This is a genomic window from Bacillus sp. FSL K6-6540 (assembly GCF_038007545.1).
The window spans coordinates 4,220,868-4,246,149 of record NZ_JBBOXH010000001.1 but is presented as its reverse complement, the minus strand read 5'-3'; the positions used below and the strand labels follow the sequence as shown (position 1 = coordinate 4,246,149).

At 51.9% G+C, this 25,282-nt stretch carries 22 protein-coding genes; 13 read left to right on the top strand and 9 right to left on the bottom strand.

Annotated features, from left to right (window positions below; all coding sequences use genetic code 11):
* The first annotated feature begins 100 nt into the window (after window positions 1-100).
* The 3 genes from MHH82_RS18600 (at window position 101) to MHH82_RS18590 (ending at window position 3,445) form a co-directional block, all read left to right on the top strand.
* Window positions 101-2,104, top strand: a complete 2,004-nt coding sequence (locus tag MHH82_RS18600) for a Na+/H+ antiporter (RefSeq protein WP_340967276.1) — start codon at window positions 101-103, stop codon at window positions 2,102-2,104.
* Between the two features lie 127 nt (window positions 2,105-2,231).
* On the top strand, window positions 2,232-2,681 hold the full coding sequence (locus tag MHH82_RS18595) for an RrF2 family transcriptional regulator (protein WP_015735874.1): 450 nt from the start codon (window positions 2,232-2,234) through the stop codon (window positions 2,679-2,681).
* Window positions 2,682-2,803: 122 nt separating this feature from the next.
* Window positions 2,804-3,445: a nitroreductase family protein gene (locus tag MHH82_RS18590; protein ID WP_015735873.1), complete on the top strand. Its 642-nt coding sequence runs from the start codon at window positions 2,804-2,806 to the stop codon at window positions 3,443-3,445.
* Window positions 3,446-3,553: 108 nt separating this feature from the next.
* Here MHH82_RS18590 and MHH82_RS18585 read toward each other — a convergent pair whose 3' ends face one another.
* Entirely contained in the window at window positions 3,554-4,192 is a 639-nt protein-coding gene (locus MHH82_RS18585; protein WP_340967275.1) for a TetR/AcrR family transcriptional regulator, read from the bottom strand.
* A 170-nt stretch (window positions 4,193-4,362) separates the two neighbouring features.
* Between MHH82_RS18585 and MHH82_RS18580 the strand changes: the two genes are divergently transcribed.
* The 6 genes from MHH82_RS18580 to MHH82_RS18555 all read left to right on the top strand — a co-directional run bounded on the left by MHH82_RS18580 (window position 4,363) and on the right by MHH82_RS18555 (window position 12,110).
* Window positions 4,363-6,600 (top strand): MMPL family transporter, encoded by a 2,238-nt coding sequence (locus MHH82_RS18580; RefSeq protein WP_340967273.1) that lies wholly within the window; start codon window positions 4,363-4,365, stop codon window positions 6,598-6,600.
* Between the two features lie 137 nt (window positions 6,601-6,737).
* Window positions 6,738-7,220: a tetratricopeptide repeat protein gene (locus tag MHH82_RS18575; RefSeq protein ID WP_145038054.1), complete on the top strand. Its 483-nt coding sequence runs from the start codon at window positions 6,738-6,740 to the stop codon at window positions 7,218-7,220.
* A gap of 213 nt (window positions 7,221-7,433) precedes the next feature.
* Window positions 7,434-7,682: a hypothetical protein gene (locus tag MHH82_RS18570; RefSeq protein ID WP_036660860.1), complete on the top strand. Its 249-nt coding sequence runs from the start codon at window positions 7,434-7,436 to the stop codon at window positions 7,680-7,682.
* 231 nt (window positions 7,683-7,913) lie between these two features.
* A complete protein-coding gene (locus MHH82_RS18565; RefSeq protein WP_340967270.1) occupies window positions 7,914-9,701 on the top strand; it encodes an ABC transporter ATP-binding protein in 1,788 nt (595 codons plus the stop codon).
* Window positions 9,698-11,554, top strand: coding sequence for an ABC transporter ATP-binding protein (locus tag MHH82_RS18560; RefSeq protein WP_340967267.1), 1,857 nt, complete (start codon window positions 9,698-9,700; stop codon window positions 11,552-11,554). Before MHH82_RS18565 ends, MHH82_RS18560 begins: the two co-directional genes overlap by 4 nt.
* 76 nt (window positions 11,555-11,630) lie before the next feature.
* A complete protein-coding gene (locus MHH82_RS18555) occupies window positions 11,631-12,110 on the top strand; it encodes a GNAT family N-acetyltransferase (RefSeq protein WP_340967265.1) in 480 nt (159 codons plus the stop codon).
* Window positions 12,111-12,254: 144 nt separating this feature from the next.
* On the opposite strand, the gene MHH82_RS18550 is transcribed toward MHH82_RS18555, so the two are convergent.
* Complete coding sequence (locus MHH82_RS18550) at window positions 12,255-13,100, bottom strand: chemotaxis protein (protein WP_145038061.1); 846 nt, start codon at window positions 13,098-13,100, stop codon at window positions 12,255-12,257.
* Window positions 13,101-13,345: 245 nt separating this feature from the next.
* On the opposite strand from MHH82_RS18550, the gene MHH82_RS18545 reads away from it, so the two are divergent.
* The gene (locus MHH82_RS18545) at window positions 13,346-14,173 is read left to right on the top strand and encodes a sensor histidine kinase (protein WP_015735864.1); all 828 of its coding nucleotides are present in this window, start codon (window positions 13,346-13,348) and stop codon (window positions 14,171-14,173) included.
* Window positions 14,170-14,829: a response regulator gene (locus MHH82_RS18540; protein ID WP_009593355.1), complete on the top strand. Its 660-nt coding sequence runs from the start codon at window positions 14,170-14,172 to the stop codon at window positions 14,827-14,829. Before MHH82_RS18545 ends, MHH82_RS18540 begins: the two co-directional genes overlap by 4 nt.
* Window positions 14,830-14,904: 75 nt before the next feature.
* Here MHH82_RS18540 and MHH82_RS18535 read toward each other — a convergent pair whose 3' ends face one another.
* The 3 genes from MHH82_RS18535 to MHH82_RS18525 all read right to left on the bottom strand — a co-directional run bounded on the left by MHH82_RS18535 (window position 14,905) and on the right by MHH82_RS18525 (window position 17,624).
* Window positions 14,905-15,252, bottom strand: a complete 348-nt coding sequence (locus tag MHH82_RS18535) for a hypothetical protein (RefSeq protein WP_015735863.1) — start codon at window positions 15,250-15,252, stop codon at window positions 14,905-14,907.
* 258 nt (window positions 15,253-15,510) lie between these two features.
* Window positions 15,511-17,217, bottom strand: a complete 1,707-nt coding sequence (locus MHH82_RS18530) for an ABC transporter ATP-binding protein (protein ID WP_340967259.1) — start codon at window positions 17,215-17,217, stop codon at window positions 15,511-15,513.
* A 62-nt stretch (window positions 17,218-17,279) separates the two neighbouring features.
* Window positions 17,280-17,624, bottom strand: coding sequence for a hypothetical protein (locus tag MHH82_RS18525; protein WP_051425307.1), 345 nt, complete (start codon window positions 17,622-17,624; stop codon window positions 17,280-17,282).
* 221 nt (window positions 17,625-17,845) lie between these two features.
* Here MHH82_RS18525 and MHH82_RS18520 point away from each other — a divergent pair, with 221 nt between their 5' ends.
* Complete coding sequence (locus MHH82_RS18520) at window positions 17,846-18,325, top strand: nucleoside deaminase (protein ID WP_015735860.1); 480 nt, start codon at window positions 17,846-17,848, stop codon at window positions 18,323-18,325.
* A gap of 44 nt (window positions 18,326-18,369) precedes the next feature.
* On the opposite strand, the gene MHH82_RS18515 is transcribed toward MHH82_RS18520, so the two are convergent.
* A complete protein-coding gene (locus tag MHH82_RS18515; RefSeq protein ID WP_036660853.1) occupies window positions 18,370-19,152 on the bottom strand; it encodes an arylamine N-acetyltransferase family protein in 783 nt (260 codons plus the stop codon).
* A 119-nt stretch (window positions 19,153-19,271) separates the two neighbouring features.
* Between MHH82_RS18515 and MHH82_RS18510 the strand changes: the two genes are divergently transcribed.
* Complete coding sequence (locus tag MHH82_RS18510) at window positions 19,272-20,918, top strand: DUF4901 domain-containing protein (protein ID WP_036660852.1); 1,647 nt, start codon at window positions 19,272-19,274, stop codon at window positions 20,916-20,918.
* Between the two features lie 365 nt (window positions 20,919-21,283).
* Here MHH82_RS18510 and gcvPB read toward each other — a convergent pair whose 3' ends face one another.
* The 3 genes from gcvPB to gcvT are packed head-to-tail and all read right to left on the bottom strand — an operon-like array spanning window position 21,284 to window position 25,196.
* Window positions 21,284-22,741, bottom strand: coding sequence for an aminomethyl-transferring glycine dehydrogenase subunit GcvPB (gene gcvPB, locus MHH82_RS18505; protein WP_036660851.1), 1,458 nt, complete (start codon window positions 22,739-22,741; stop codon window positions 21,284-21,286).
* Window positions 22,738-24,087 (bottom strand): aminomethyl-transferring glycine dehydrogenase subunit GcvPA, encoded by a 1,350-nt coding sequence (gene gcvPA / locus MHH82_RS18500; RefSeq protein WP_036660850.1) that lies wholly within the window; start codon window positions 24,085-24,087, stop codon window positions 22,738-22,740. Before gcvPA ends, gcvPB begins: the two co-directional genes overlap by 4 nt.
* Window positions 24,084-25,196, bottom strand: a complete 1,113-nt coding sequence (gene gcvT / locus MHH82_RS18495) for a glycine cleavage system aminomethyltransferase GcvT (RefSeq protein ID WP_096774154.1) — start codon at window positions 25,194-25,196, stop codon at window positions 24,084-24,086. The genes gcvPA and gcvT overlap by 4 nt, the downstream gene beginning before the upstream one ends.
* Between the last annotated feature and the right edge of the window lie 86 nt (window positions 25,197-25,282).

The window sequence follows — 25,282 nt, the reverse complement described above, 5'->3', positions numbered from 1 at the left end:
CATTAATAAACCATCGGTATTCTACATAACCTAAACCCGTCTATTGAAAGGCAAGTGAATGTTACATAGATGAATCCCCTCAGAAAGGAGCGAGTGCAGGGTGGAAATATTTTTAATGGTCCTTATTTTTCTGGTTTTGATCGGGATATCCAATATGATCCATCGATTTCTGCCGTTCATTCCGGTCCCGCTGATCCAGATCGCCCTCGGAATCGGGGTGGCCTATGTCCAAGGTTTTCATCATGTGCCGCTGAATCCCGAATTGTTCATGGTTCTGTTCATCGCGCCGCTCTTGTTCAATGATGGAAAGCTGACCCCGCGCGACGAGTTATGGAAGCTGAGATCATACATCCTGCTGCTGGCGCTGGGTCTCGTATTTGCTACGGTCTTCATCGCGGGGCCTTTCATTCATTGGCTCATTCCGGCAATCCCGTTATCGGCGGCCTTCGCCCTGGCAGCGATACTGTCGCCTACGGACGCGGTAGCGGTAGGCTCCTTGTCGGGAAGAGTGAAGCTGCCGGGTAAAATCATGCATTTGCTTGAAGGCGAAGCGCTGATGAATGATGCATCCGGTCTGGTTGCATTCAACTTTGCAATTGCAGCAACGGTGACGGGTTATTTCTCCCTGACGAAGGCTATCGGCAGTTTTTTGGTTATTGCGGTCGGAGGAATCATCATCGGTGCATTGCTGGGGTTTCTTGTGATCTGGTTCAGAATGCTGCTGCGCCGGCTCGGTATGGAGGACGTCACTCTTCATATGCTGATCATCATCCTGACGCCGTTCATCATTTACCTCATAGCCGAGGAGTTTCATGTATCCGGGATTCTGGCCGTCGTTGCGGCGGGCGTCACCCACGCAGTGGAGAGGGATCGCATGCGCTCGGCGTCCATCAAGCTCAGAGTGGTATCGGACAGCACCTGGTCCGTCATTCTTTTTACGCTAAACGGATTAGTGTTCATTCTGCTAGGGCATGAAATTCCGGGCGTCGTGAATCAAATATGGAGCGACCCTGCCTATAATAACGGACAAGTCGTCGGTTACATATTTCTGATAACGGCTGTGCTGATATTGCTGCGATTCGCATGGGTATGGGTTTCAACGAACCGTCAGTTCAAATCTTCCCTGCTGACGGCCCTTTCGGGCGTTAGGGGAGCATTGACGCTGGCCGCGGCCTTCTCCATTCCGCTGACCCTTGCGGACAACCGTCCTTTTCCGGAGCGAAGCTTGATGCTGTTTATCTGTGCGGGCGTCATTCTCTTAACCCTGGTGATCGCGAGTGTCCTGCTCCCGCTGTTGACCCGGGAGAAACATGCCGATTCGGCGACGATGATCGATCATGGAAAAGAAGCACGGATCCGAATGCTGCAGGCGGGTCTTTGCACCGTGCGGGAAGAAATGACCGACGAGAACAAGGAAGAGGCGGTCCAGCTCATCTATGCGTATACCAAGCGGCTTCAGCAATCTCATATCACGGATAAGAGCGACATGAAGGAGTTCTGGGAAGCCACGATCGCAGTTAGAAAAATCGGCCTGGCGGCGGAGCGAAGCGTTGCCGAAGCATGGCTTAAGGAACATAAAGCCTCAACGCGAGCTGCCGAGCTGTTCCTATCCTCGCTTGACAGAGTCGAGATGCTGCTTGCCAGCCGATACAAAATCAAGCTGTTAATGAGAACATTATGGCAGAATTTGAAGCACTTGCTGACAAACAACGAGCCCAAAGAAGTGCCGATGTCTCCGGATCATCCGGATTGGGACCAGTATAAGGCGTTGAAGCTCGAGGCCATTCGCGCGGCGATCGGCGAGATTCAAGCGGTGAAGCCGGCGGAGAAGAAGGAAATCTTGCAAGCGGTGATCGCGGATTATCGTGCAATGGAGCATTTTCTCCAGAATGATCGCGTTTGGAGCCGAAGAAAACAGAAGCTGAGCAGTGAACGCATGGAACTGGAACTTAAAGCGATTCAATCCGAGCGTAACGAGATTCAGAGCATGTTCGAGCAAGGCGATATAGACCGGACGCAGGCAAGCCAGCTTAGAATGGACGTGAATTACCGGGAGGCGAATTTGTTTGAGTCGCAAGCGCTGGTCGAGGACGAGGGCCATTAAGCAGCGGCCTTATGTTCTTGAAGGAGTGTCAGGTTTACGTTACAATAATGAAAAGCTGTATGGGAACATCCGCTTCTGCCGGTGAGTATCCATTCAAGGCTTTTTATTCTTAAAAGGGGGTAGGAACATGAGCGTAAACAAAGAAGCGGCCTCCAAAAAATCGACAATGGCCTGCCCATCCACCTATAAAACCTTCAGTATTGCCGTGCAAGCGCTTGTGACCCTTGAGCGTCACTCCGGGAAGTGTTCTAGCGGCGATATCGCATCGTATCTCCACTCGGAGTCGACGTTGATTCGGCGCGTGCTGAAAACACTTGCCCAAGCCGATCTGATTGAATCGCGTGAAGGAAGGGATGGAGGATACCGTCTGCGGAAGAACGCCCGCGATATTTCGCTGGCTGAAGTATACTCGATTCTTCAGGTTCACAGCTCGATTAGCGACAGCATGCTGGACGCCGCAGCAGGGCATTGTTTTGCCGAGGAAATCAAGGAGTCCTTTGCCGGCATCTTGTCCGAGATTGAGGAGAGTACCTTGAAAATACTGGAGTCGCGCACGATTGCGGACATCGCTCAATGAACCCTTCTAAATTGGGTTGACAAAGAATTTAGGTGTGCTTTATACTGTGCATTAAACAACACAGTTAAGCCGCGATATAAACTGTGCAGAATATTGCACAATATAAATTTGGAGGGATAACCATGTCTACAACAACGACAACAAAACCTGATTTTCAAACGGTGATTCAGGAACGCCACTCGGTTCGTCAATACGACCCATCGGTGAAGATTCCAAGAGAAGAGATGGAAGCGATCTTGAAGGATGCTACACTCGCGCCTTCTTCAAGCAACCTGCAGCCATGGCGTTTTCTTGTGATCGATGATGCGGACCTTTTGAAGAAGCTGCATCCGATCGCCAACAATCAGGAGCATGTTCTTCAAGCATCGGCCGTCATCGCCGTATTGGGCGATCTGAAATGGTATGAGAAGGGCGAGAAGATTTATTCCATGTCTGAAGAAGCCGGTTATATGACCGAAGAGGTGAAGCAGCGCTTCATTCATACGGCCGAAAATATGTATGCGAATCTGGATCCGTCCATTAAGGAAAGCATCGTGGACGTGGATGCCGGACTGATCTCCATGCAGCTGATGCTGAGCGCTCGCGCCAGAGGATACGATACCGTTCCGATGGGCGGATATAACAAGGTTCGGTTTGTGGAGGAGTTCCATATTCCTTCCCATTACCGCAGCGTGATGCTGATCGCCATCGGGAAAGCAGCCGCTCCAGGCCGGCCGACGGTAAGATTGCCGCTGGAAGACGTTGCGTTCTGGAATGAAATCTAAACAGACATCAAAAAGAACGGAGGTCATCAACGGACCTCCGTTCTTTTTTGTTGTTATCGTTGAAACTCTTCTCTTCAAGAAATTTGCCCGATCATGCTGAGCTTGGAATTACACATCGACATTTTCATTGGCAGGTCTTACAGCTCCATGCAGGAATAAATCAACGATGTCCACTGCCATATCACGGGCGCTGGCATAACCGCTTCGGGTGTCTTCACGATTGCCCAGCATCAGCATGGCCGAGAAAGCCTGTGCCATTAGCAAGGCGTTGCCTTCCCGAAGTTCGCCGGATTGCATGGCTTGATGAATCTGATCGGCAAGGACTTCATGAATCCGCTGTTCCCCCTCACGGATAGCGGCCATTTGCTCCTTAGACAAGAAAGGCTCCGCTTCCCGCATCATGGTCTCCATTTCGGCATGAGGCTTGGCAATCTTCGCTTCGGCTACCCGGATCAATCCAGTCTCTAGGGTATCGGCTTCCTGCAAAAAGCGATGTGTAGAAGCATAAGCTTTATCTAGAATCGTGGTTACGGCTATTTTAAACAGCTCGGGTTTACTTGTGAAATGATAATAGATGGAAGCCTTGGTCACTTGGCAAGCCTTCGCGATCTGCTGCAACGATACGGACTCGTAGCCATTCTCCATGAACATCTTGGAGGCGGTCCAGAGGATCGTTTCCTGGATGGGAATCTGATCGGCAGCTGCTTTGGGACGTCCGGGATTTCGGGGGTTACGTATTTTTGTCATGATGACCTCCTGTGTATAGTGTAAGACATGAGGGGCGCATTTTCAAAATAAATATTGAAAATTAACCTACCGGTATATATAATTAATTTGCAAAGTTGAAATATCAAGGTTTACGAAGGAAGAATCATGATGAAGTATAAAGACTACGTAGGAATGGAGAGGATCTGCATATGCACGGATCAGGACCGAATTACGGAAAATGGGTGGCGGGAAAGCGAAGCAAATGGGTCACGCTCTGTGTATGGATACTCATCGCGCTGGCGTTGAATTTGCTATGGCCGGCTGTTGGAGATAAAGAGGATAACAATGCCGCCAATCTGAAGGAGGATGTTCCGTCCGTCGTAGCGGAAGCGATGGCCGACAAGGAATTTCCGAGCAACGGCGGCGTGCCGGCTCTCGTCGTATGGCATAAAGAAAACGGATTAAACGAAGAGGATCTGACCAAGCTGCAGGAATTGACGGCAAGCCTTGAGTCCGATCCGCTCCCGTATCAGACGTTCGTTGTTCCTTTCCATCAGCTGCCTCCGCAAGCCTTAAGCGCCCAGTTATCAGAGGATCGGAGCACGCTGGTGATGCCTGTATTTTTTGAAGAAGGTCAGGAGACGGACCAGCTTAAGGAAGGAACGGCCGAGCTGGAGAAGCGGTCGGAACAATTGCTGGGCAGCAATCCGTTTCAGGCTGCCGTCCAGAGCGGAGACGGAATCAGCGCTCGCGTAACGGGACCGGTGGGGATTTCTATTGATGCAACCGGATTGTTCGAGGATGCCGACGTATCGCTCATGATTGCAACCGTGCTTCTTGTTCTGATATTGCTGCTGTTGATTTACCGTTCGCCGATTCTGGCCCTCATTCCTTTGGTTGCGGTCGGCTTTGCGTATATGGTAACAAGCCCGATTCTCGGGTTCATGGCGGATCAAGGCTGGATCACGGTGGATTCCCAGTCCATCGCCATTATGACCGTGCTGCTCTTTGGAGCCGGAACGGATTATTGCTTGTTCCTGATCTCGCGATTCCGCCAGCTGTTATGGCACGAGCCCGATAAACGCAAGGCCTTGTTTCAGGCGATTACCAGCTCATCAGGCGCTATTGCGATGAGCGGCTTCACGGTTGTATTGTCTCTGTTCGCGCTGCTGCTGGCTCAGTACGGGGCATATCAACGTTTTGCCGTGCCTTTCAGTTTGTCGATTCTCATCATGTTTATAGCCAGTCTGACATTGGTGCCCGCATTGTTGGCTATTTTCGGCAGAGGTTCGTTCTATCCTTTCATTCCGAGAACCCCGGAGATGCAAGCGGAACGCGCCCGGAAAAAAGGAAAGCCGGTTCCTGCCGCTCACAAGGAGAAGGAGAGCCGGATCGGCCGCTTGGTGACAACGAAGCCTTGGACCGTCGTTTTGGCAGCATTGGTATTACTGGGTGGACTCGCGACGTTCTCGTCCCAAATCAAGTTCACTTACGATCTCTTATCCTCTTTCCCTGAGGATGTACCTTCGCGTGAAGGATTCGCCGTCATCGGCGAGCAGTTCTCGGAAGGAGAGCTTGCGCCGGTTCGCGTGATGGTGGACAGCGGGGGGCAAGCTTTGGACCTCGAGGAGCGGCTGAAAGCGCTGGATTACGTGGATCGCGTATCCGAGCCGCAGAATGGGGCCGAGAATAACGGTATCATCGGTTATGAAATCGAGCTGTCCATGAATCCTTACTCCATGGAAGCAATGCAGCACATTCCGGATCTTCGGGAGATCGCGGAGGCTTCACTGGAGAAGGCAGGTGTCGGCAATCCGGCCGAAGCCGTGTGGATCTCCGGTCAAACGGCTACCCAGTACGACACCGAGATCGCTGGCGAGCATGATGCCAAATTGATCATCCCCGTCGTTATCGGTTTGATTACGCTGCTCTTATTGGTGTATTTGAGATCCGTTGTAGCTACCGTTTATCTGATTGCAACCGTCATTTTGTCTTACTTCTCGGCCCTCGGGCTTGGCTGGATCATCATTCATTACGGCCTGGGAGCCGAAGCCATTCAGGGAGCGATTCCGTTGTATTCGTTCGTGTTCCTGGTTGCGTTAGGCGAGGATTACAACATCTTCATGATCTCGAGCATATGGCAAAAGCGGAAGCAAATGCCGCTGAAGCAAGCGATCAAAGAAGGCGTTGGAGAGACCAGCTCGGTGATCACCTCAGCCGGATTGATCCTGGCAGGAACCTTTGCCGTACTTGCCACGCTTCCGATTCAAGTGTTGGTACAGTTTGGGATCATCACGGCCATCGGGGTTATGCTGGATACGTTCATCGTGAGACCTTTCCTGGTACCCGCGATCACAACGCTGTTGGGCAAGTGGGCGTTCTGGCCGGGCAAAGCCCATATGGCGGCTGAGGAAAAGCCAGCTTTGAACGTTGAGAACAAAGCATAAAACTTAGCAGCTTGTGACACCCGCCTCATCTTTAGGTTATTTATAAGATGAGGTGGGTGTTGCATTTTGACCAGTGCGGATGGCGTCTGGTAAGATAAGGTAGGAAACGCGGATAAAACTCCAGAGGGATGTGCCCCATGACAACGATACAACAAGCCATTGAACTTCGCGCCGAAGGCAAACCGGAGGAAGCGAAAACAATTCTCCTTGAGCTGCTGCCCCAATCTCAAGATTGTCCGGATATCCATTATCAGCTGGCCTGGGTGCATGATATGATGGGCCTTGAGAGCGAAGCGGTTCCTTATTACGAGAAGGCGATCTCTTTAGGGCTGAAGGATCCCGAACGGTGCGGCGCCTTGCTTGGACTTGGAAGCACATACCGCACATTGGGGATGTACGGCAAATCCAAGGAGATATTCGAGCAGGGACTGCGGGAATACCCCGGGGCGCGGGAGTTCAGGGTATTCTACGCGATGACCTTGTACAATTTGCGACAGTATGACAAGGCGATGGAACTGCTGCTTAGAGAAATAAGCGAAACCAGTAATGACGAGGGGACCAGGAGCTATCAGCGAGCCATTGCTTTTTATTCTGATAAGCTTGATCAGGTTTGGAAATAAACGTTATCGGCATCACTTTATTATTCTTGTTAGACGAACGATTCGTGCGAGTCTGTGAAAAAACAATGTTATGCATCCAGCCCAAAGACGGACTATCTTGAAATTGATCCTATCATCACTTGCTTAACTGGATTTTAGTTTGCTTTCATCTCTCACTAAGGTTCGGAGTTTATACTAAGTATGTCACTACAAGTGATGGAAGGAGCAACGCAAATGAACAAGAAAAACAAAATGAGTATGTGGTCGATCGGATTGGGAAGTGCTTTTTTGATGATGATGTTAGCCAACCATGATAACGTTCATGATGGTCAAGCCCGAACCGGTATCGCTTCGAATGGAGTCAGATCCAACGTAGCCATTCAATCTGTCGACAAGAACGCAGCCGTAACAACCATGCCTGAGAAGCAGGAAATAACCCCTGAAATGATCAATCAATTCTTGAAAATAGTTGCAGAGACATAAGAAATCTTGATACCTATACGTAATCTGTTAGAAGACCAGCTCCCATGCCGAGGGGCTGGTCTTCTTGGCGTGATCCAGAAGCTAGGGCTCAGGTTTTTCTTGGTGCTGGTGCGTCCCATAACGATTCCTAGTAATTTATTTCAAAAACGGGAACCCACGTTCTTGTCATATCTTACCATGGAGCTTATTATTATCAATAGGGTTAACCGAAGCGGAGGGATTATAAACGAAATGCAAAGCGATCACACGTTAAACAGCAAGCGAAGGACCACGGGGATTGGCATGTATCGGGAGATGCTCGTCAGGTACGTATTCCCGCATAAGAAGCTTCTGGCAGCCCTGACGGTGCTGCTGTTATTTTCCATTGGACTCCAATTGATCAATCCGCAGATCATCCGGTATTTCATCGATACGGCTCAAGGAGAGGGAAGCCTGTCCTCCCTTTATTATGCGGCAGGATTTTTTATTCTCTTTTCATTGCTTCAACAAGGCGTTTCCATAGCGGCTGCTTATTATAGCGAGAACCTGGGCTGGACGACCACCAACAAGCTTCGTGCCGAGTTGGCGGAGCACTGCCTGTCGCTGGATATGAGCTTTCACAAAACCCAAACCTCCGGATCTCTAATTGAACGGGTGGATGGCGATGTGAATGCGCTCGCCAATTTCTTCTCCAGTTTCATTATCCATCTGTTCGGCAATCTGATCCTCATGATCGGGATCCTGGCATTGCTGTATCGGGAGAACTTCTGGATCGGCCTTGTCATGACGGTGTTTGTGGTCGGCAGCATTTACGTCATTCAACATATCCGGCGATTTGCGATACCGGTCTGGAAGCGGTGGCGCGAGCTGAATGCGGATTTCTACGGATTCATCGGCGAACACCTCGAAGGAACCGAAGATACGCGTGCCAACGGGGCGGCCGGATATGTCATGAATCGATTTTATGAGATGGCCAGGCGGATGCTGCCGGTTCGCGTTCGTGCGTTCATCGGATTTTTCTTGATGTGGAGCACCACGATATTGGTGTTTGCGCTTGGCAATGCAGCGGCTTTTATCGTGTGCGCCATACTGTGGAAGAACGGACAGGGCGGCTTGACGATCGGCTCCATCTATCTCGTGTTTTATTATACGGAGCTGCTGGCCAAGCCTATTGAAAAGATTCGTACCCAATTGGAGGATTTGCAAAAAGCGGATGCCAGCTTGATGCGGGTCCGCGACCTGCTTGCAACCGAGCCACGGATCAAAGACGGCCCTGGCGCGCCGCTTCCGTCAGGCCCATTGTCGGTGGAATTCCGGAACCTTAACTTCGCTTACGAAGAGGGCGGGCAGGCTACGCTTGAAAATCTGCAGCTGCGCCTTGAGCCGGGCCAGACTCTTGGGCTGCTCGGCCGTACAGGCAGCGGCAAAACGACGATCGCCCGCCTGCTGCTACGCTTCTATGATCCACAGGAGGGAAGCATCGAGCTGGCGGGAACCGATATTCGGGACTGCAAGCTCCATGAACTAAGGCGGAAGGTCGCCATGGTCACGCAGAATATTGAGATTCTTGAGGGAACCGTCCGTGATAATCTGACCTTGTTTGATGAAGGCATAGCCGATACCCGCATTATATCCGTGTTAGAAGAGCTTGGACTAGGGGATTGGTATCGCTCGCTTCCCGAAGGGCTGGATACCAATCTGGCTTCTGGAGGCGGAAGCCTGTCTGCGGGCGAGGCCCAGCTGCTGGCGTTTGCACGCGTATTTTTGACGGATCCGGGTCTTGTCATTCTTGATGAGGCTTCCTCCCGGCTTGATCCGTTAACGGAATACCGGATCGAAGCAGCCATTTCGCGTCTGCTGCAGGAGAAGACCTGCATTATAATTGCCCATCGTCTGGCTACGGTTCAGCGCGCCGACCGGATTCTCATACTGGAGAACGGAAGAATGCTCGAAAGCGGCCGCAGGGAAGAGCTGGCCTTAGATCCGCAATCGCGGTTCAGCCGCATGCTTGCCGTTGGAATGGAGGAGGTGCTGGCATGAAAACTAGGCATTTTTTCTGGCGGTTGATTATGTACCGCCCGGGGTTGTACCTCATCAACCTGTTCGCGTGGTCCCTTATCCATATGGCACCGCTGGTTCCCGGACTGTTAACCAAGGCCTTCTTCGACGATTTGGAAGGCACTTATTCTTTTCCTTACGGCGTTTGGGCGATTGCGGTGCTGCTTATCGGCGCTGCCTTGGCACGGATTGCGCTGATCTTCGGCGGCTTTATGACAGACGTGCATTTCCGCTTCCGCATCAGCACCTTGCTCCGCCGCAATATGCTGTCGCATGTCATGAAGGAGCCCGGCGCGCGAGCAATCCCTTGCTCGCCCGGAGAAGCCATCAGCAATTTCCGGGATGACGTGGATCAGGCCGAAGAAGCGACGAGCTGGTCAGTAGATACATTAGGGCTTGTCGGTTTCGTCATTGTCGCCAGCTGGATTCTCATATCCATCGATCTGCAGCTAACGATTCTCGTGTTCGTTCCTTTGATTCTGGTGGTGACCGCAGCCCAGATCGCAACCGCGCGCATCCAGAAATACAGGGCGGCAAGCCGGGAATCGACCGCCAAGGTAACCGGGGCGATTAGCGAAATGTTTGCCAACGTGCAGGCGATCCAGGTCGCAGGGGCGGAGAAACGCGTGGTGGAGCGTTTCGTAAGTCTGAGCGAGAAACGGCGCCAATCCATGGTGAAGGATAAACTTCTGACGGAAACCTTGTCCTCCGTATTCACGAACTCCGTTAACCTCGGTACCGGACTGATCCTCGTGCTCGCAAGCCTTAAGATGCGAAACGGCGATTTTACCGTCGGGGATTTGTCCCTCTTTGTATATTATTTAACATTTGTTACCCAGCTTATATCGAACGTCGGCAATTTCATGACGTATTACAAGCAGATGGGCGTCAGCTTTCAGCGCATCAAATCCATGCTGCAAGGAGCACCGGCTTCTCTGCTTACCGCAGCCCATTACATTGGTATCGGCAAGGTTAAGAGCAAGCGAACCCATGAAGAGAAATCCGGTCATCATGCCGCAGGATATGGGCAAGCGCATGGGGCATCCAATCACGCTGCCGGCGCTCCGATCGAAGACGGGATGGAAACGGCATATATCGAGGCACCTCCGCTCTCGCTGCTGGAAGCGCAAGGGTTGTCGTACCAGTATCCCGAAACCGGACGGGGCATTTCGAATATCAATCTGAGACTCGCGCGCGGTACCTTTACGGTCGTAACCGGGATGATAGGCAGCGGAAAAACGACGCTGGTTCGCACATTGCTGGGCTTGCTGCCAGCCGAAAAGGGTGAAATCCGATGGAACGGCGAAAGGGTAACGGAGCCGGCTGATTTCTTCATACCGCCGCAAAGTGCTTATACTGCACAGATCCCAAGGCTGTACAGCGACAAACTGCGAAACAACATTCTGTTGGGGATATCCGAGCAGCCGGGCAGTCTGGAACGCGCGCTTCATGCGGCCGTAATGGAAGAAGATATCAAACATCTGCAAAATGGGCTGGAGACGATGGTGGGTCCGCGCGGAGTCAAGCTGTCCGGCGGTCAAGCACAGCGGACAGCCGCGGCAAGAATGTTGGTACGGGATGCGGAACTCTACGTATTCGACGATTTATCCAGCGCATTGGATGTTGAGACGGAGCGCAAGTTATGGGAGAGGCTGTTCAGCGAGCGCGGAGGTGCGACTTGTCTTGTGGTATCGCATCGGAAAGCCGCGCTTAACCATGCTGACCATATCATCGTGTTGAACGGCGGTGAGATTGAGTCCGAGGGCACGGCGGAGCAACTGCTGGCTTCCAGCGAAAGCTTCCGACAGCTATGGTACGGCGAAGAAACAGGATAATGGGGCGGGAACAAATGTTCAACGCAAAGAAGACTTGATTAAATCAACGTCACCTTAGACAGAGGAGTGAGGGCCTATGCCAATCGCAGAACAAATTCAGCTTGTTGTCCGCACGGCAGAACATCTGCCCGTCTTGAAAGAATTCGAGCTACCGGAGGACCAAGTCCAATTCACCTCTCATCCGAAAGAAGTTATAAACCTAGGGGAAGGTCAGTTCCCCATCGTCATTTTAGCTGATGGTCATCCTGTAGGTTTCTTTATCCTGCACGCTACGGAGCGCGTCAAGGAGTATACAAGTCATTCTCATGCGATGCTGCTGACCGCTTTTTCCATTGATCATCGACAGCAGCGTAAAGGTTACGCCAAACGAGGAATGCTTGCGCTGCCAGCATTTATTGGGAGAGAATTTCCTTCCTGCAATGAGGTGGTGTTGGTCGTGAATCATAAGAATGTTCCGGCTCAGCAGCTGTATGCAAGTGTTGGTTTCAAAGATACAGGCAGAAGAAGAATGGGGCCGATCGGAGAGCAATGGGTGATGAATCTAACCATTATCTGATATAGCAGCACCTTTTTTTGCTGAAAAAGTGAAAAACATGCTGCAATCTTCGATCAACATTCGAACAGGTGCTTATGTTCATTCTACGATGGGATCATCATAATGAAGCAATGCCGCAAAGATCCTATGTCTTTGCGGCATTGCTTATTTAACCTGATTTATGCTTCGCCAGGTCGCTTCCAATTGCGAAGCGATATATTCGAGAATCGGTTTGCTGTAGAAATATCCGCTGTGCGACAACGGATTCCAGCTTGTCAGCCAGTTACCCACGTTAACGGATATGTCTTGGCGTACCGTGCGGTCATACTCTTCGTTAATGCTTTTGAGGGGGTAAGCAAGGATATCGTCCTTATCATAGAAATTGACCCATTCACCCAGCAGATGTTCATAATAGAGCTTCAGCTGAGCTGAAGGAACCACGATCGGCTTGTCAAAGTCACGATAACGCATGCTCCACAGCGGCAAAGTGGTTCCGAGCGAATAGAACAAGGTCAGAAGTTCTCCGCGCTCCAGCGGTGCTTCGGGATTAACGACCAGACGATGCCCGCGGGAGGAAAATTGCAGATCGTAGAAAAAATTGCTGGCGATGACGGACCCCAAGCTATGGGAGATTACGCATAACGGAGCACGGGGGCCGGCTGACAGGGCAAGGCGGTGCAGCGCCTCGCTGATCGTCCGATGAATGGCCTCGTAGTTCTGATCTTCGGATTCCACGGGCTGATAAGCCACGGCATCCGCCAGATTGTTGATTACGTACTGCCGGAGGTGCTGATAACGTAAACGGTAAGGTTTAATGCTGCTGCCGATTAATTCATCCTCGCGTGCCGCAAAAACATCGGCCCAATGCACGGCCTCCATGGCCAACTGCTCATGCGGGATGCCGGAGGTCCTTGAGAAGGTGTCCCTCAAGTTTTTCATGAATTTATCCGCATAACTTTTCTTTTGTGTTCCCAATCCGTGTACAATGATCACTGCAATTTTTTGCGTCATCCAACTGCAGCCCCCTTCATCGGAAATGGAATGAATGGATATCTTTTACTCTTTATAAGCGATTAGCACTTGAATTGTAAATAGGTTATTACAGCACGAGAGAATCCGGTTGATTATTCGTAGCTCTATTGAGTCATTCCGCTCATGAACGATTTTGGTTACAATGAAGGGATAACCAATGGTAACATGGTAGGAAGAAAGGCGGGGTCATTACATTACTTTTATATTGAAATAGGAGGCAGGGTATGTCTTATAAACAAATGAAATGGTTGATACTCATCATTCCAACCTTGACAATTGGCATATGGGAATATGTTCGCCATGAGTTCCTGCTGCCTTATATATCGATGGATCTTGGCAATCTGCTGGCACCTGTCATCGTTTTTTTGGTTTCCATACTGTTTCTTACCCAGTTATTTTCGTTGATTGAACGGAATCAAGAGGAGTTGAACCGATCGAGGGCACTGCAAGCAGCCATGCATGAACGGGAGAAGATCGGCCGGGAGCTCCATGACGGAATTGCCCAGTCCTTGTTCCTGCTGAACGCCCAGATCGACCGAATCGAGAAGTCAGGCCGTACGGGAGACATTCCGTATCAGGAAATCAAGGAAAGCGTTCATCGTACCAACACCTACGTAAGAGAGGCTATTGCGAATCTCCGCTACCCGGCAGATCCGCAAGCCATTCCGTGGATGCACAGCATGAGCAGCCTGATCGAGGAAATCAAGCAGGAGACGGACCTGCATTTCGACATCAAGTGGGGAATTCCGGACGCCATGCTGTCAGCCAAAGAAAAGGTGGAGCTGCTGGCTTCGATCAGGGAATCCTTATTGAATATCCATAAGCACGCCGAGGCAAAACACGTCAAGATTACCGCGAATACAACGGATTCGGGCTGGCATTGCACTGTCACCGACGATGGAAAAGGCTTTGATCTGGACAAGCCGCTCGGCAGCAACCGATATGGAATCAAAATCATGAAGGATCGGGCCGAGGCCATGGGCTGGAAGTTCCAGATGGAAAGGCAGCACGACCAGACGATTATCAACATCCGGAAGGAGAGCACGGCATGAACAATCAACCTTTTCGCGTGTTAATCATCGATGACAGCGATCTGGCAAGAGAAGGAATTCGCACCATTTTGAGCAGCGATCCGACCTTTGAGGTCGTGGCCGAAGGGCAAAGCGGTGAGGATGCGCTGGAACTGACCGAAATATGGATGCCCGATATCATCCTGATGGATATCCAGATGCCCGGCATGGGCGGCTTGGAAGCGACCAAGCGGGTGAAGGACAAATTCCCTTACGTTAAGATCGTTATGGTCACGGTATCCGACGACATCGCCCATTTGTTCGATGCCCTGAAGCGTGGAGCCCAGGGGTATTTGTTAAAGAACTTGAATCCCGAATCATGGCACGAGTACCTGAAAGCCATTGCGGTGGACGAAGCACCGGTGAGCAGGGAACTCGCGTTCCGCATCCTGAAAGAATTTTCGCAATACGACAAGCCGGACCCGAGCAAAAGTCCCTTAACGGCGCGGGAAAAGGAAATTCTGGGACTCGTCGCCGAGGGATTGTCCAACCGCGATATTTCGAGCGATCTTTGCATTTCCGAAAATACGGTCAAGAACCATTTGAAGAACATTCTGCAAAAGCTGCATTTGGAAAATCGGGTACAGTTGACCCGCTATGCCTTCGAACAAGGCTGGATGGGGAAGAGACAGCGATAACCATGGTACCGATGTCCGAAGGATGTTGGCGAAGAATGAATTTAGGCAAAACAGGCATCCGTGCGCCAGAGGCGCTCATTTCTGCTTCACCAGAAATATCCCGAGCGCAATAATGCCGATCCCCGCCCAGTTTTTCCAGGTGGGAACCTCCTTCAGGAACAAGTAAGCCACGCCCAACGATATCAGGATCTCCAGACATTTGGAGAAGATCAACGTGTACCCCAGCTGATCGGTGGCTTTGTAACCAAAGCGGATCCCGTACCCGATGCACATATTGGCAATGACAAAGAGCGGAAGCATCCATAACTGAAACTGCAGGGTAGGCCAGAACAGATGCTGGATATGCTTGGTTTGGTACGAGAAGACCAAATTGATGATTGACAGTCCGCCGAAGAGCAAACCGACACTGTAGATATAAAACATATAGCCCTCCTGTAACGATGGTCTTTGTAGTACGCCATTAATGTTTCCCTGCGACAACTTTCTTATCCATGGACAATTTGCAAGGATCCTCTCAACACTTTTCTGATTGCTCAAAATCAGCAGGATGCTTCTTATAGGTGTGCGGCAAAAAAAGGATGGCTCCCTGTCGCCGGGAGCCATCCTTTTAAGTATTAATGCGGGATGTTTAATTCTTGCATGTGGAATCTCCATCTACAACCAAATCATTCATCGGTTTCATTAGTTAACTTGGTGAAGCCTGCTGTACGCACCGCCGGAGTGAATCAATTCCTGATGCGTACCCTGCTCGGCAATGCCTTCCGAATTGACGACGATAATTCGGTCCGCGCTCTGAATGGTGGTCAGTCGGTGAGCGATCACTAGCGTTGTTCTGCCGACGGACAGCTCGGCCAGGGACTTCTGGATTTGCGCTTCCGTCTCCGTGTCCAGTGCCGAGGTGGCTTCGTCCAGAATCAAGATCGGCGGATTCTTCAGGAACATTCTCGCAATGGACAGACGCTGCTTCTGGCCGCCGGACAGCTTAACCCCGCGTTCCCCGATGACCGTCTCCATGCCGTCCGGCAGGCTTCGGATCAGTTCATCCAGCGAAGCGCGCCGTGCGGCTTCCCAGATTTGATGGTCGGTTGCATTCAAGTCGCCGTAAGCGATATTGTCCCGGATCGTGCCGGAGAACAGGAACACATCCTGCTGCACGATACCGATATGCTTGCGCAGGTTTTGCAATTTGATATTCCGGATGTCGATCCCGTCCACCGTGATCGCACCCTGATCCACGTCATAGAAACGGGGGAGAAGGCTGCAGATCGTGGTCTTTCCGGCACCGGACGGCCCTACGAATGCAACCGTTTCTCCGGCACGAATCGCAAGGGAAATGTTATTCAGTATCGTTCGGGAAGGCTCGTACCCGAAGGTTACGCCTTCGAAGCGGATATCTCCCCGTACCGATGAAAGGGATACGGCATCAGGCACATCGGCGATCTCCGGCTCGGTGTCCATGATTTCCAGGTAGCGTTTAAAGCCGGCAATGCCTTTGGGATAACTCTCAATGACCGCGTTGATCTTCTCGATCGGACGGAAGAAGATGTTGGAGAGCAGCAGGAATGCCATGAATTCTCCCATCTCGATTTTGCCTTGAATGAAGAACCATGCGCCGCAGATCATCACGAAGACCGTGATCAAACGCATCAGCATATAGCTGACGGACGTGCTTTTTGCCATCGTTTTATAAGCCAGCAGCTTGGTGGCGCGGAACTGCTTGTTCTCTTCCTGAAACAGCTTATTCTCATGCTCTTCGTTCGCAAACGATTGAACCACGCGGATGCCGCCGACATTGTCTTCGATGCGGGCATTGAAATTGCCCACGTTTCGGAACAATTGACGATAAGTCGTGGTCATTCTGCCGCCGAACTTAATGATCAGCCATGCCATCAGCGGCACGATGATAAAGGTCAGCAGCGCAAGCTCCAGGTTGATGTAGGCCATCAAGGAGAAGGAACCGAGCAGCGTCATGACGGCGATGAACACGTCTTCCGGGCCATGGTGGGCCACTTCGCCGACGTCGTTAAGATCGTTCGTGATACGGCCCATCAGGTGGCCGGTTTTGTTGTTATCAAAGAAGCGGAAGGACAACTTCTGAATGTGGGAGAACATTTTCTCCCGCATGTCCGTCTCGATGTTGATGCCGAGCATATGTCCCCAGTACGTCACGATATACTGCAGCGCGGTATTCAGCGCATAGATGGACAGCAGGACGATGCAGGCAATCAGGATAAGCGGCCAATCCTGGCTGGGCAGCAGCTCGTCGATGAATTTGCTGACGGCAAGCGGGAAAGCAAGCTCCAGCAGTCCCGCAATGACGGCGCACGTAAAATCCAGTACAAACAGTCCCTTATAGGGCCGATAGTATGAAAAAAACTTTCTAATCAAAAATCATCACGCTCCAAGTCCTACCTCTGTCATGGTTATTGGTTTATGAATGGCCTGGGCCATTATTGCTGGCCGTCCTGAGACTGCCTCGTATCATACAATTCAAAAGCCTGAATGTACTCCTGAATGATCTGGTCCACCGCTTTCAGCTCTCCGCTGACCACGTCCCGAATGGCTTGCAGGTCCGGATCATTGACCTGTTTCTTCAGGGTCTCCCGTTTCACAACCAGGTTGTCCAGAAAAGAGAGCGCACGTCCCCGGCGGAACGTTTGCGCCATCTTCCCGCCTTCCCTGCCGCCATGCCCTTCCTCGCGCCGTCTTCCGTGGCGTCCGCCTTGCCGGTGGCTGTCCCGGTCGCGATGCTCCGACCGGCTCTGGCCCGGCATATGTGGTTCCTCTTGCCGCATGTAACCAACCTCCTTCAACATCAAATGTATACGTTTGTATACCAATACTCGTGATTGTATACGTTTGTATACGGTTCGTCAATCCATTTTAGCGAAAAGATTGGAAAATGAAGGAGATCGAAAGAAGATATGCTATGATGAGAGTTAGCCGCCCGGTCGATGAGGATGGTTTGATTACGCACACCGGGATCGGGATGAACATGGGAAGGGAGCTGTACATAATGAGCGATCATAATCATGAGTACTGGATGCATCAGGCGATTGCAGAAGCCCATCGAAACGTTCAACATGTGGAAGGAGGTCCGTTTGGGGCGATTGTGGTTAAGGATGGCCAAGTGATCGGCAGGGGCCGTAATTTGGTTACTGCGCTGAACGACCCTACCGCTCATGCCGAGGTGCAAGCCATACGGGAAGCCTGCCTGCATTTAGAGGATTTTCAATTGAAAGGTTGCACGATCTATACCAGCTGCGAACCCTGTCCGATGTGCCTGGGGGCTATCTACTGGTCAAGGCCCGATGCCGTTTATTATGCAAGCACGAAGCAGGATGCGGCCGAGATCGGGTTTGATGATCATTTCATATACGATGAAATCGCCATGCCGATGGATCAGCGTTCCATCCCCATGAAGCAGGTTCGGACAGCGGATTATTTGCTGCCATTCCAAGCGTGGAGCTCTGCGGAGCGCAAAATTGAATATTAATCGTAAAAACCGGGCTCCCTGCTAGGGGGAAGCCCGGTTTATTGTTATTTATCGATAGGGATACCGAAATAAGTATGAAGCGCTTCGGCATATTCCTGTGGATTTCCCGGTTTAAAGGTGTGGACGCCGCCGGACTTGTAGATTCTGAACTCGTCGTCATCCACGGTGTTTCTGCCTTCAGCGGTACGTATGGATACCCGGGCCGTTTTATTAAACGGCGAATCGGGGGCATGCTCGCACCAGAAGGAGGTGGTGATGAAATCTTTCGGTAGATTAGGTTCTTCCGTAAAAGAGAAGACCGGATCCCAGGCATCTTTTTTCCACTCCTCGAGCATCCAGCCATAAGCCTCGGTCTGAACCAGCCGGTAGGTTTCGTTCCCCTGGGTTTGTTCCAGGCCATCTACCAGCTCCAAGGGGTGGCGAGGTCCGGCGCCTCCCACTCCGACGTCGGCAATATATCGCTGGTCTTCGATATCCACCTGCAGGATATGGTGCCGCCGCTTAGCAGGCATATCGTTCTCATCCCGCCAGAAGCGACCGAAGTAATGAGTGACCTTAAAGCCCAGTTCCTGCAGCAGCCAGCCAAACAACGCATTGAGCTCGAAGCAGTAGCCGCCGCGATGGCGGGTGACGATTTTATCGTAGAGATGGGGAATATCCAGGGAAAGCGGAATTCGGTCAAGGATATCGAGATTTTCATAGGGGACGGTATGCACATGCTGCTCCTGCAGTCTGGCGAGCATATAAGCGCTGTTCACAATCGGGCCCGTATATCCAATACGGTCAAGATACTGGTTAACGTCCAGGCCATATGTCGGGTTACTCATTCGATCACCGCATCTTTCGTAAATTGTCAGCTTGGTAGAAGTAAGCCGTATATAATTATATACTTTATATCATAAAATAGAGCTTTCTAATAGAGAAGGAGAAGGAGGCGAAGCGGGATATGACCATGGATATCCAGGCGCTCCGGGCAGCTGCAGGAACGATCACCTTCATACCTGAGCATTATGAACTTGTCATGGAGGATAACACCCCTAAGGGGTTCGATGAAAAAGAGAGAACGTTTATTTGGGAGGACCCTCATTCCGAGAACAGCCGAATTGAGGTTTCATTAAGCCTGGAGACCGGTCAGCTGATGAGGCTTCAAATCGATCAAGAGCGTGATGACACGATACGGGGAAGCGCGGTAGAAGCAGGAAGCACGACGGAGCAGGCAGCGGACATAGCTAAAGCGTTCATGATCCGGCATCATCCGAATTATGCAGCGCTTACCTGGATTCGATCAGAGATCAAACGAAACTATGTTGAGATTGAGTTTAGGGCCGAGGTCGGCGGATTGCCGCTGCCGCGCTCCGGTTGTGAGATCCGCCTTGACGCCGATTTCAATATCGTGCTTTACAAGGCGGAAGAATTCCCGGGAATGGAGCTGCCGGTTTGGCCGGACAGGCTCGTTAGTGCGGAGGCTGCGAAGCAAAGGATCCTTCAGGATATGGAGATGCAGCCCATCATAACCACACTGTATCCCTCTATATATGACATGGAGGGGGAGGAGGATCAGCATCGGCTGGTTTATGAACCTATTCAGGGGCGTCGTAAGATCGATGCCGTTACGGGTGAACCCTTACATAACCTGCAGCATGATTTGCTGCCGCCGACTGTTCCAATCACGCCTGCGGATCCCGGTAATTTAGATAACGTCTATACCGTTAAGCCTGTTCTCCCATCAAGGACCGGAACCGAACATTCAAGCTCAGATGAAAATTCAGATTTAATTCCGTTCTGGGAGGCCCAGCTGGGCATTGATACGGAGCGGTATGTTCTGGATAAGCCTAGGGGGGACGATCAAAACCTGATTTTATTGTACTTTGACAAAAGCGATATGAACGAGGATGAAGCGGATCAATCGGCGACCGATCCGTTATCGGTGGACCGATATTTTGAACGGCGGTGGGGAAAAACGCTTCGCAATCTTCAGGCAGCTTACATGATACATATAGATAAGGCCACAGGCAGCTTAGAGGCGTACCATTATAAACCGGAAAGCTCCGACGGAGAGACGGTGCTCACTCGCGAGCAATGCTGGGAACGAGCAGAGCTGTTCTTGCAGAGATTTTTTCCGTCATACGCCAAGTATTTGCGGTTGGAAGTGAAATGGGATTTGGAAGACGGGGTAACGGACAGTGAACAAGAGGGAGATGAGGGCGAAGCAGAGAAGCGAGATCGGGAATTCTTCCACTTGCCGCTGTATATGGATCAATACCGGGTACGGCTGGAGCGTGTAAATATTTGCGTAAGCACGATGACGGGAGAAGTGCTTCTGTACCGTAGTGTGTCTCATGAGAAAATCCGTGAGCTTGAGGCTTGCGGGTTTAAGGCCGCGGTTTCTGCGGCTTCGGCGCTCGCACGATATGCGGAACAGCTGGATGTGTCGCTCAGGTGGTATATGGATGGTGATGACGGCACGGCCCACTACCGGTTAATCTATGATCCCGTGCACAAGAGACGAGCAAAAGCAGGAGTAACCGTTTCAGAGTATCTTTTGGAATTTATAGATGCCGTTAGCGGAGAATTGATATGGTCCAAATTCTGAGCACTGAGCGATGCTGAATCGTTGGCATGGGTAGTACCAGGAATGGCAGCAGGTTTATTGAGATAGATGGAAAGGGCCAGCCATTGTCCCTAGGGTGTCAGAGCATCATGTGAGGGCAAGTGGGCTGCTGTGTGCCTGAGATCCCACAGATGCATTAAGCCTTATATTATGCGATTTAAAAAGGGTGTCCCAACAGCCGCTTGTACGGTGAGGGACACCCTTTCTTAAGAGATTAGAGAGCATGAAATTCAGAGACGTACCACATCTAATCTTTAGCTTGCAAGAAAACAGCCGCTGTATGCGGTCTGGCTTCTCAGAAAGCATGTCGATAGCTGTTAAGCTATTATAACGGATCAACTCCTGCGCTATCCGCAGGTGCAGTTTAATACCGGTTTGCGCGCGGCCGTCGTTTCGTCCAGGCGCTTCACAACCGTGGTGTAAGGGGCGTTAATGACAACGTCCGGCGTAGACTCGGCTTCTTTTGCGATCTGGATCATCGTGTCAATGAAACCGTCCAGCGTTTCTTTGCTCTCCGTTTCGGTCGGCTCGATCATGATGCATTCCTCCACGTTGAGCGGGAAATAGATGGTTGGCGGATGATAGCCGAAATCGAGCAGCCGCTTGGCAACGTCCAGGGTTCGCACGCCGTACTCCTTCAGCTTTCTGCCGGACAGCACGAATTCGTGCTTGCATAAGCCCGGGTAGGCTACTTCGTAATAAGGAGCCAGACGATGCATCATGTAGTTGGCATTCAGCACGGCGAGCTCGGACACGCGACGAAGTCCTTCCGGTCCATAGGTGCGAATATACGCATAGGCACGAACCAGAATGCCGAAGTTGCCATAGAACGCCTTCACGCGGCCGATCGACTGGGGACGGTCGTAATCCCAGTAGAAGGTGCCGTCTTCGCGCTTGGACACGATCGGTTTCGGCAGGAACGGGATCAGCAGGCTTTTCACGCCGACAGGGCCAGCGCCGGGACCACCTCCGCCATGGGGTGTGCTCATCGTTTTGTGCAGGTTGAGATGGACCACGTCAAAGCCCATGTCGCCTGGTCGGGTAATTCCCATGATGGCGTTGGAATTGGCTCCGTCATAGTACAGCAGACCGCCGGCGTCGTGCACGATTTCCGCAATTTCCACGATCTGCTCCTCGAACAGGCCAAGCGTGCTCGGGTTCGTCAGCATAAGGGCCGCCGTATCCTCACCAACGACGGCGCGGAGGGCATCCAGATCCACCATGCCCCGTTCATTGGATTTAATCGTGATCGTGTCGTAACCGGCTACTGTTGCGCTGGCCGGGTTCGTGCCGTGAGAGGAGTCGGGTACGATGACCTTGGTGCGTTTCTCGCAGCGGCTCTCATGGTAGGCGCGAATCAGCATCAGCCCCGTCCATTCGCCATGGGCACCCGCAGCAGGCTGCAGCGTTACTTGATCCATGCCGGTCAATGCGGCCAAGTCGTTCTGAAGGGTATACAGCAGCTCCAGTGCGCCCTGAATGCTTTCCTCAGGCTGGTACGGATGAATCTTGGCAAAACCGGCAAAACGGGCAACATCCTCGTTGATCTTCGGGTTGTATTTCATCGTGCATGACCCGAGCGGATAGAAACCGTTATCGATGCCGAAATTCCGTCGCGACAGCTCGGTATAGTGACGGATGACATCCACTTCGTATACCTCAGGCAGTTCGGCCGGTTTGCTGCGCAGCAGGCTCTCCGGTATGAATGAAGCGGCGTCGGTTTCCGGTACGTCGCATTCGGGCAGGGAATAGGCGACGCGGCCGGGCTTGCTGAGTTCAAATATCAAGGCTTTTTCCGGTTTCATACAATCGCCTCCAATTCACCAATAAACTGGTCGATTTCTTCCTTCGTCCGCCGTTCGGTCACGGCGATCAGCATGCATCCATGAAGCTCAGGGTACGAAGAGCCAAGATCATAACCGCCGATATAACCGGCCTCCAGCAGCTTCGAGTTGATCTCCTTCACGTTGGTTCCATCCGTCAGCTTCACTACGAATTCATTGAAGAACGGAGAGCTGAATGGGAGGGATAAGGAGCCCTTGGCGACAAGGTCGGCAGCGTAATGGGATTTGCGCACGTTCAGAAGCGCTGCCTCCTGAATGCCGGCTTTACCCAGCGTAGACATATAAACGGAGGCACACAGCGCGAGCAGCGCCTGGTTCGAGCAGATGTTCGACGTTGCTTTTTCCCGGCGAATATGTTGTTCCCGTGCCTGCAGCGTCAGCACAAAGCCGCGCTTTCCGTCCTTATCGACGGTTTGGCCCACGATCCGGCCGGGAATGCGGCGCATCAGCGGTTCGGATACCGCGAAGAATCCGCAGGTCGGTCCGCCGAGAGAGGCAGGAATGCCGAGCGGCTGGGCATCGCCGACAACGATGTCGGCCCCAAGCACGCCAGGGGATTCGAGCAGCCCGAGCGACAGCGGGTTTACGCTCAGCACGAGCAATGCTTTTTGATCATGAACCAAGGGCTCGATCGATCTCACGTCCTCAATGCAGCCGAAGAAGTTCGGCGATTGCAGAAGCACGGCTGCCGTGTCATCCGTAACGGCAGCGGCGAGCGCATCCGGGTCGGTAACGCCGTTAACGATGCCGACTTCAACGACTTCCAGATCGAGGCCGTGAGCCGAAGTCAGAACGATCTCCCGGGCTTCCGGGTGAACGGCTCGGGAAATAACGATTTTCTTTCGTTTGGTTGCCCCGCTGGCAAGCGCCGCTGCCTCAGCCAGTGCCGTTGAACCGTCATACATGCTGGCATTGGCTACTTTCATGCCGGTCAATTCGCAGATATAAGATTGAAATTCAAAGATCGCTTGCAGCTCGCCTTGGCTGATCTCCGGTTGGTAGGGCGTGTACGCCGTGTAAAATTCGGAGCGGGAAATCACATGATTGAGGACGACGGGAATGTGGTGGTCATACAATCCGGCTCCGAGAAAGCTGGTATACCGGTCGAAATCGGCATTGCGGTCCGCCAAGCGGCGCATATGCTTCAGCAGCTCTGGCTCGCCCAGCCGTTTCGACATCGGGAGGACGCCGTTGTATCGGACGGATTTAGGGATATCGGCAAACAGGTCTTCGATGGTCTCCGCTCCGACGGCGGCAAGCATGTCGGCCTGATCTTGATCTGTCATAGGCAAGTAACGATGCTTCATGATAAGGCAGCTCCTCTTTTATAGAATGGTGTTTTAACCACTTTGGCTTTTAATTTCTTACCGCGAATCTCGACCCATACCTCGGAATCCAAGCTTGCATAAGGGGTTTCGATCAAGGCCAATCCGAGATTTCGCTTGAGAGAGGGAGATTGAGTACCGCTGGTCACTTCACCGATCGGTTCACCATTACCGTTGAATACAGGGTAATGGGACCGCGGGATACCGCGATCAATAAGCTCAATGCCAACCAGCTTACGCGGCACACCGTCTTGTTTCTGCTGTTGAAGCGCTTCCCGTCCGATGAAATCGCCGCTGTCCAGCTTCACGAAATAACCGAGGCTGGCTTCAAGCGGTGAGATCGTGCTCGAAAGCTCCTGTCCGTACAATGGCAGTTTCGCCTCGAAGCGGAGCGTATCGCGCGCACCAAGTCCGGCAGGAATGAGTCCATGGTCTTCCCCCGCGGTTAACAGGCCTCTCCAGATATCCGGCGCATCCCCGGCGGAGCAATAAATTTCAAAGCCGTCTTCACCGGTATAACCGGTCCGTGAGAGCAAGGCGGCATGGCCGCATACTTGCGCGTTCTGGATAAAATGGAAGGAGGGGAGATCGCCGAGCGTCTCCGAGGTTGCCTTCGACAAGATGTTCTCGGCGGCAGGTCCTTGGAGTGCAATCAGTGCCGTCTCCGCGGATACGTTCCGGATGGCGACATCACCTGTGACGTGTTCATGAAGCCACTGAAGATCCTTATCGATGTTGGATGCGTTCACAACCAGCATGAATCGATCCGACGACAGTTTATAAACTAGCAGGTCATCGACCGTACCGCCGTTGTCATTACACATTAGCGTATATTGGGCCTGACCGACCGTAATTCGGGTGACGTCATTCGTGGTCATGTTCTGGATGAAAGCTTCGGCGTCTTGTCCGCTGATCATAAATTCACCCATGTGGGAGACGTCGAACAGGCCGGCGTGCTTGCGTACGGCTTCATGTTCTTGCACGATGCCGGAAAATTGCACGGGCAATTCCCAGCCGCCGAAATCGATGCAGCGAGTAGAAGGGAAATCGGAATAAAGCGGGTAAAGCGGTGTACGTTGTAATGAACTCATCTCTTCACCTCTTTAATTGGCATGGTCTATCGGGGAAACACCAAAAAAGGACAGACAGAAGGATAACAAGCCGTGCTCAAAAAGCC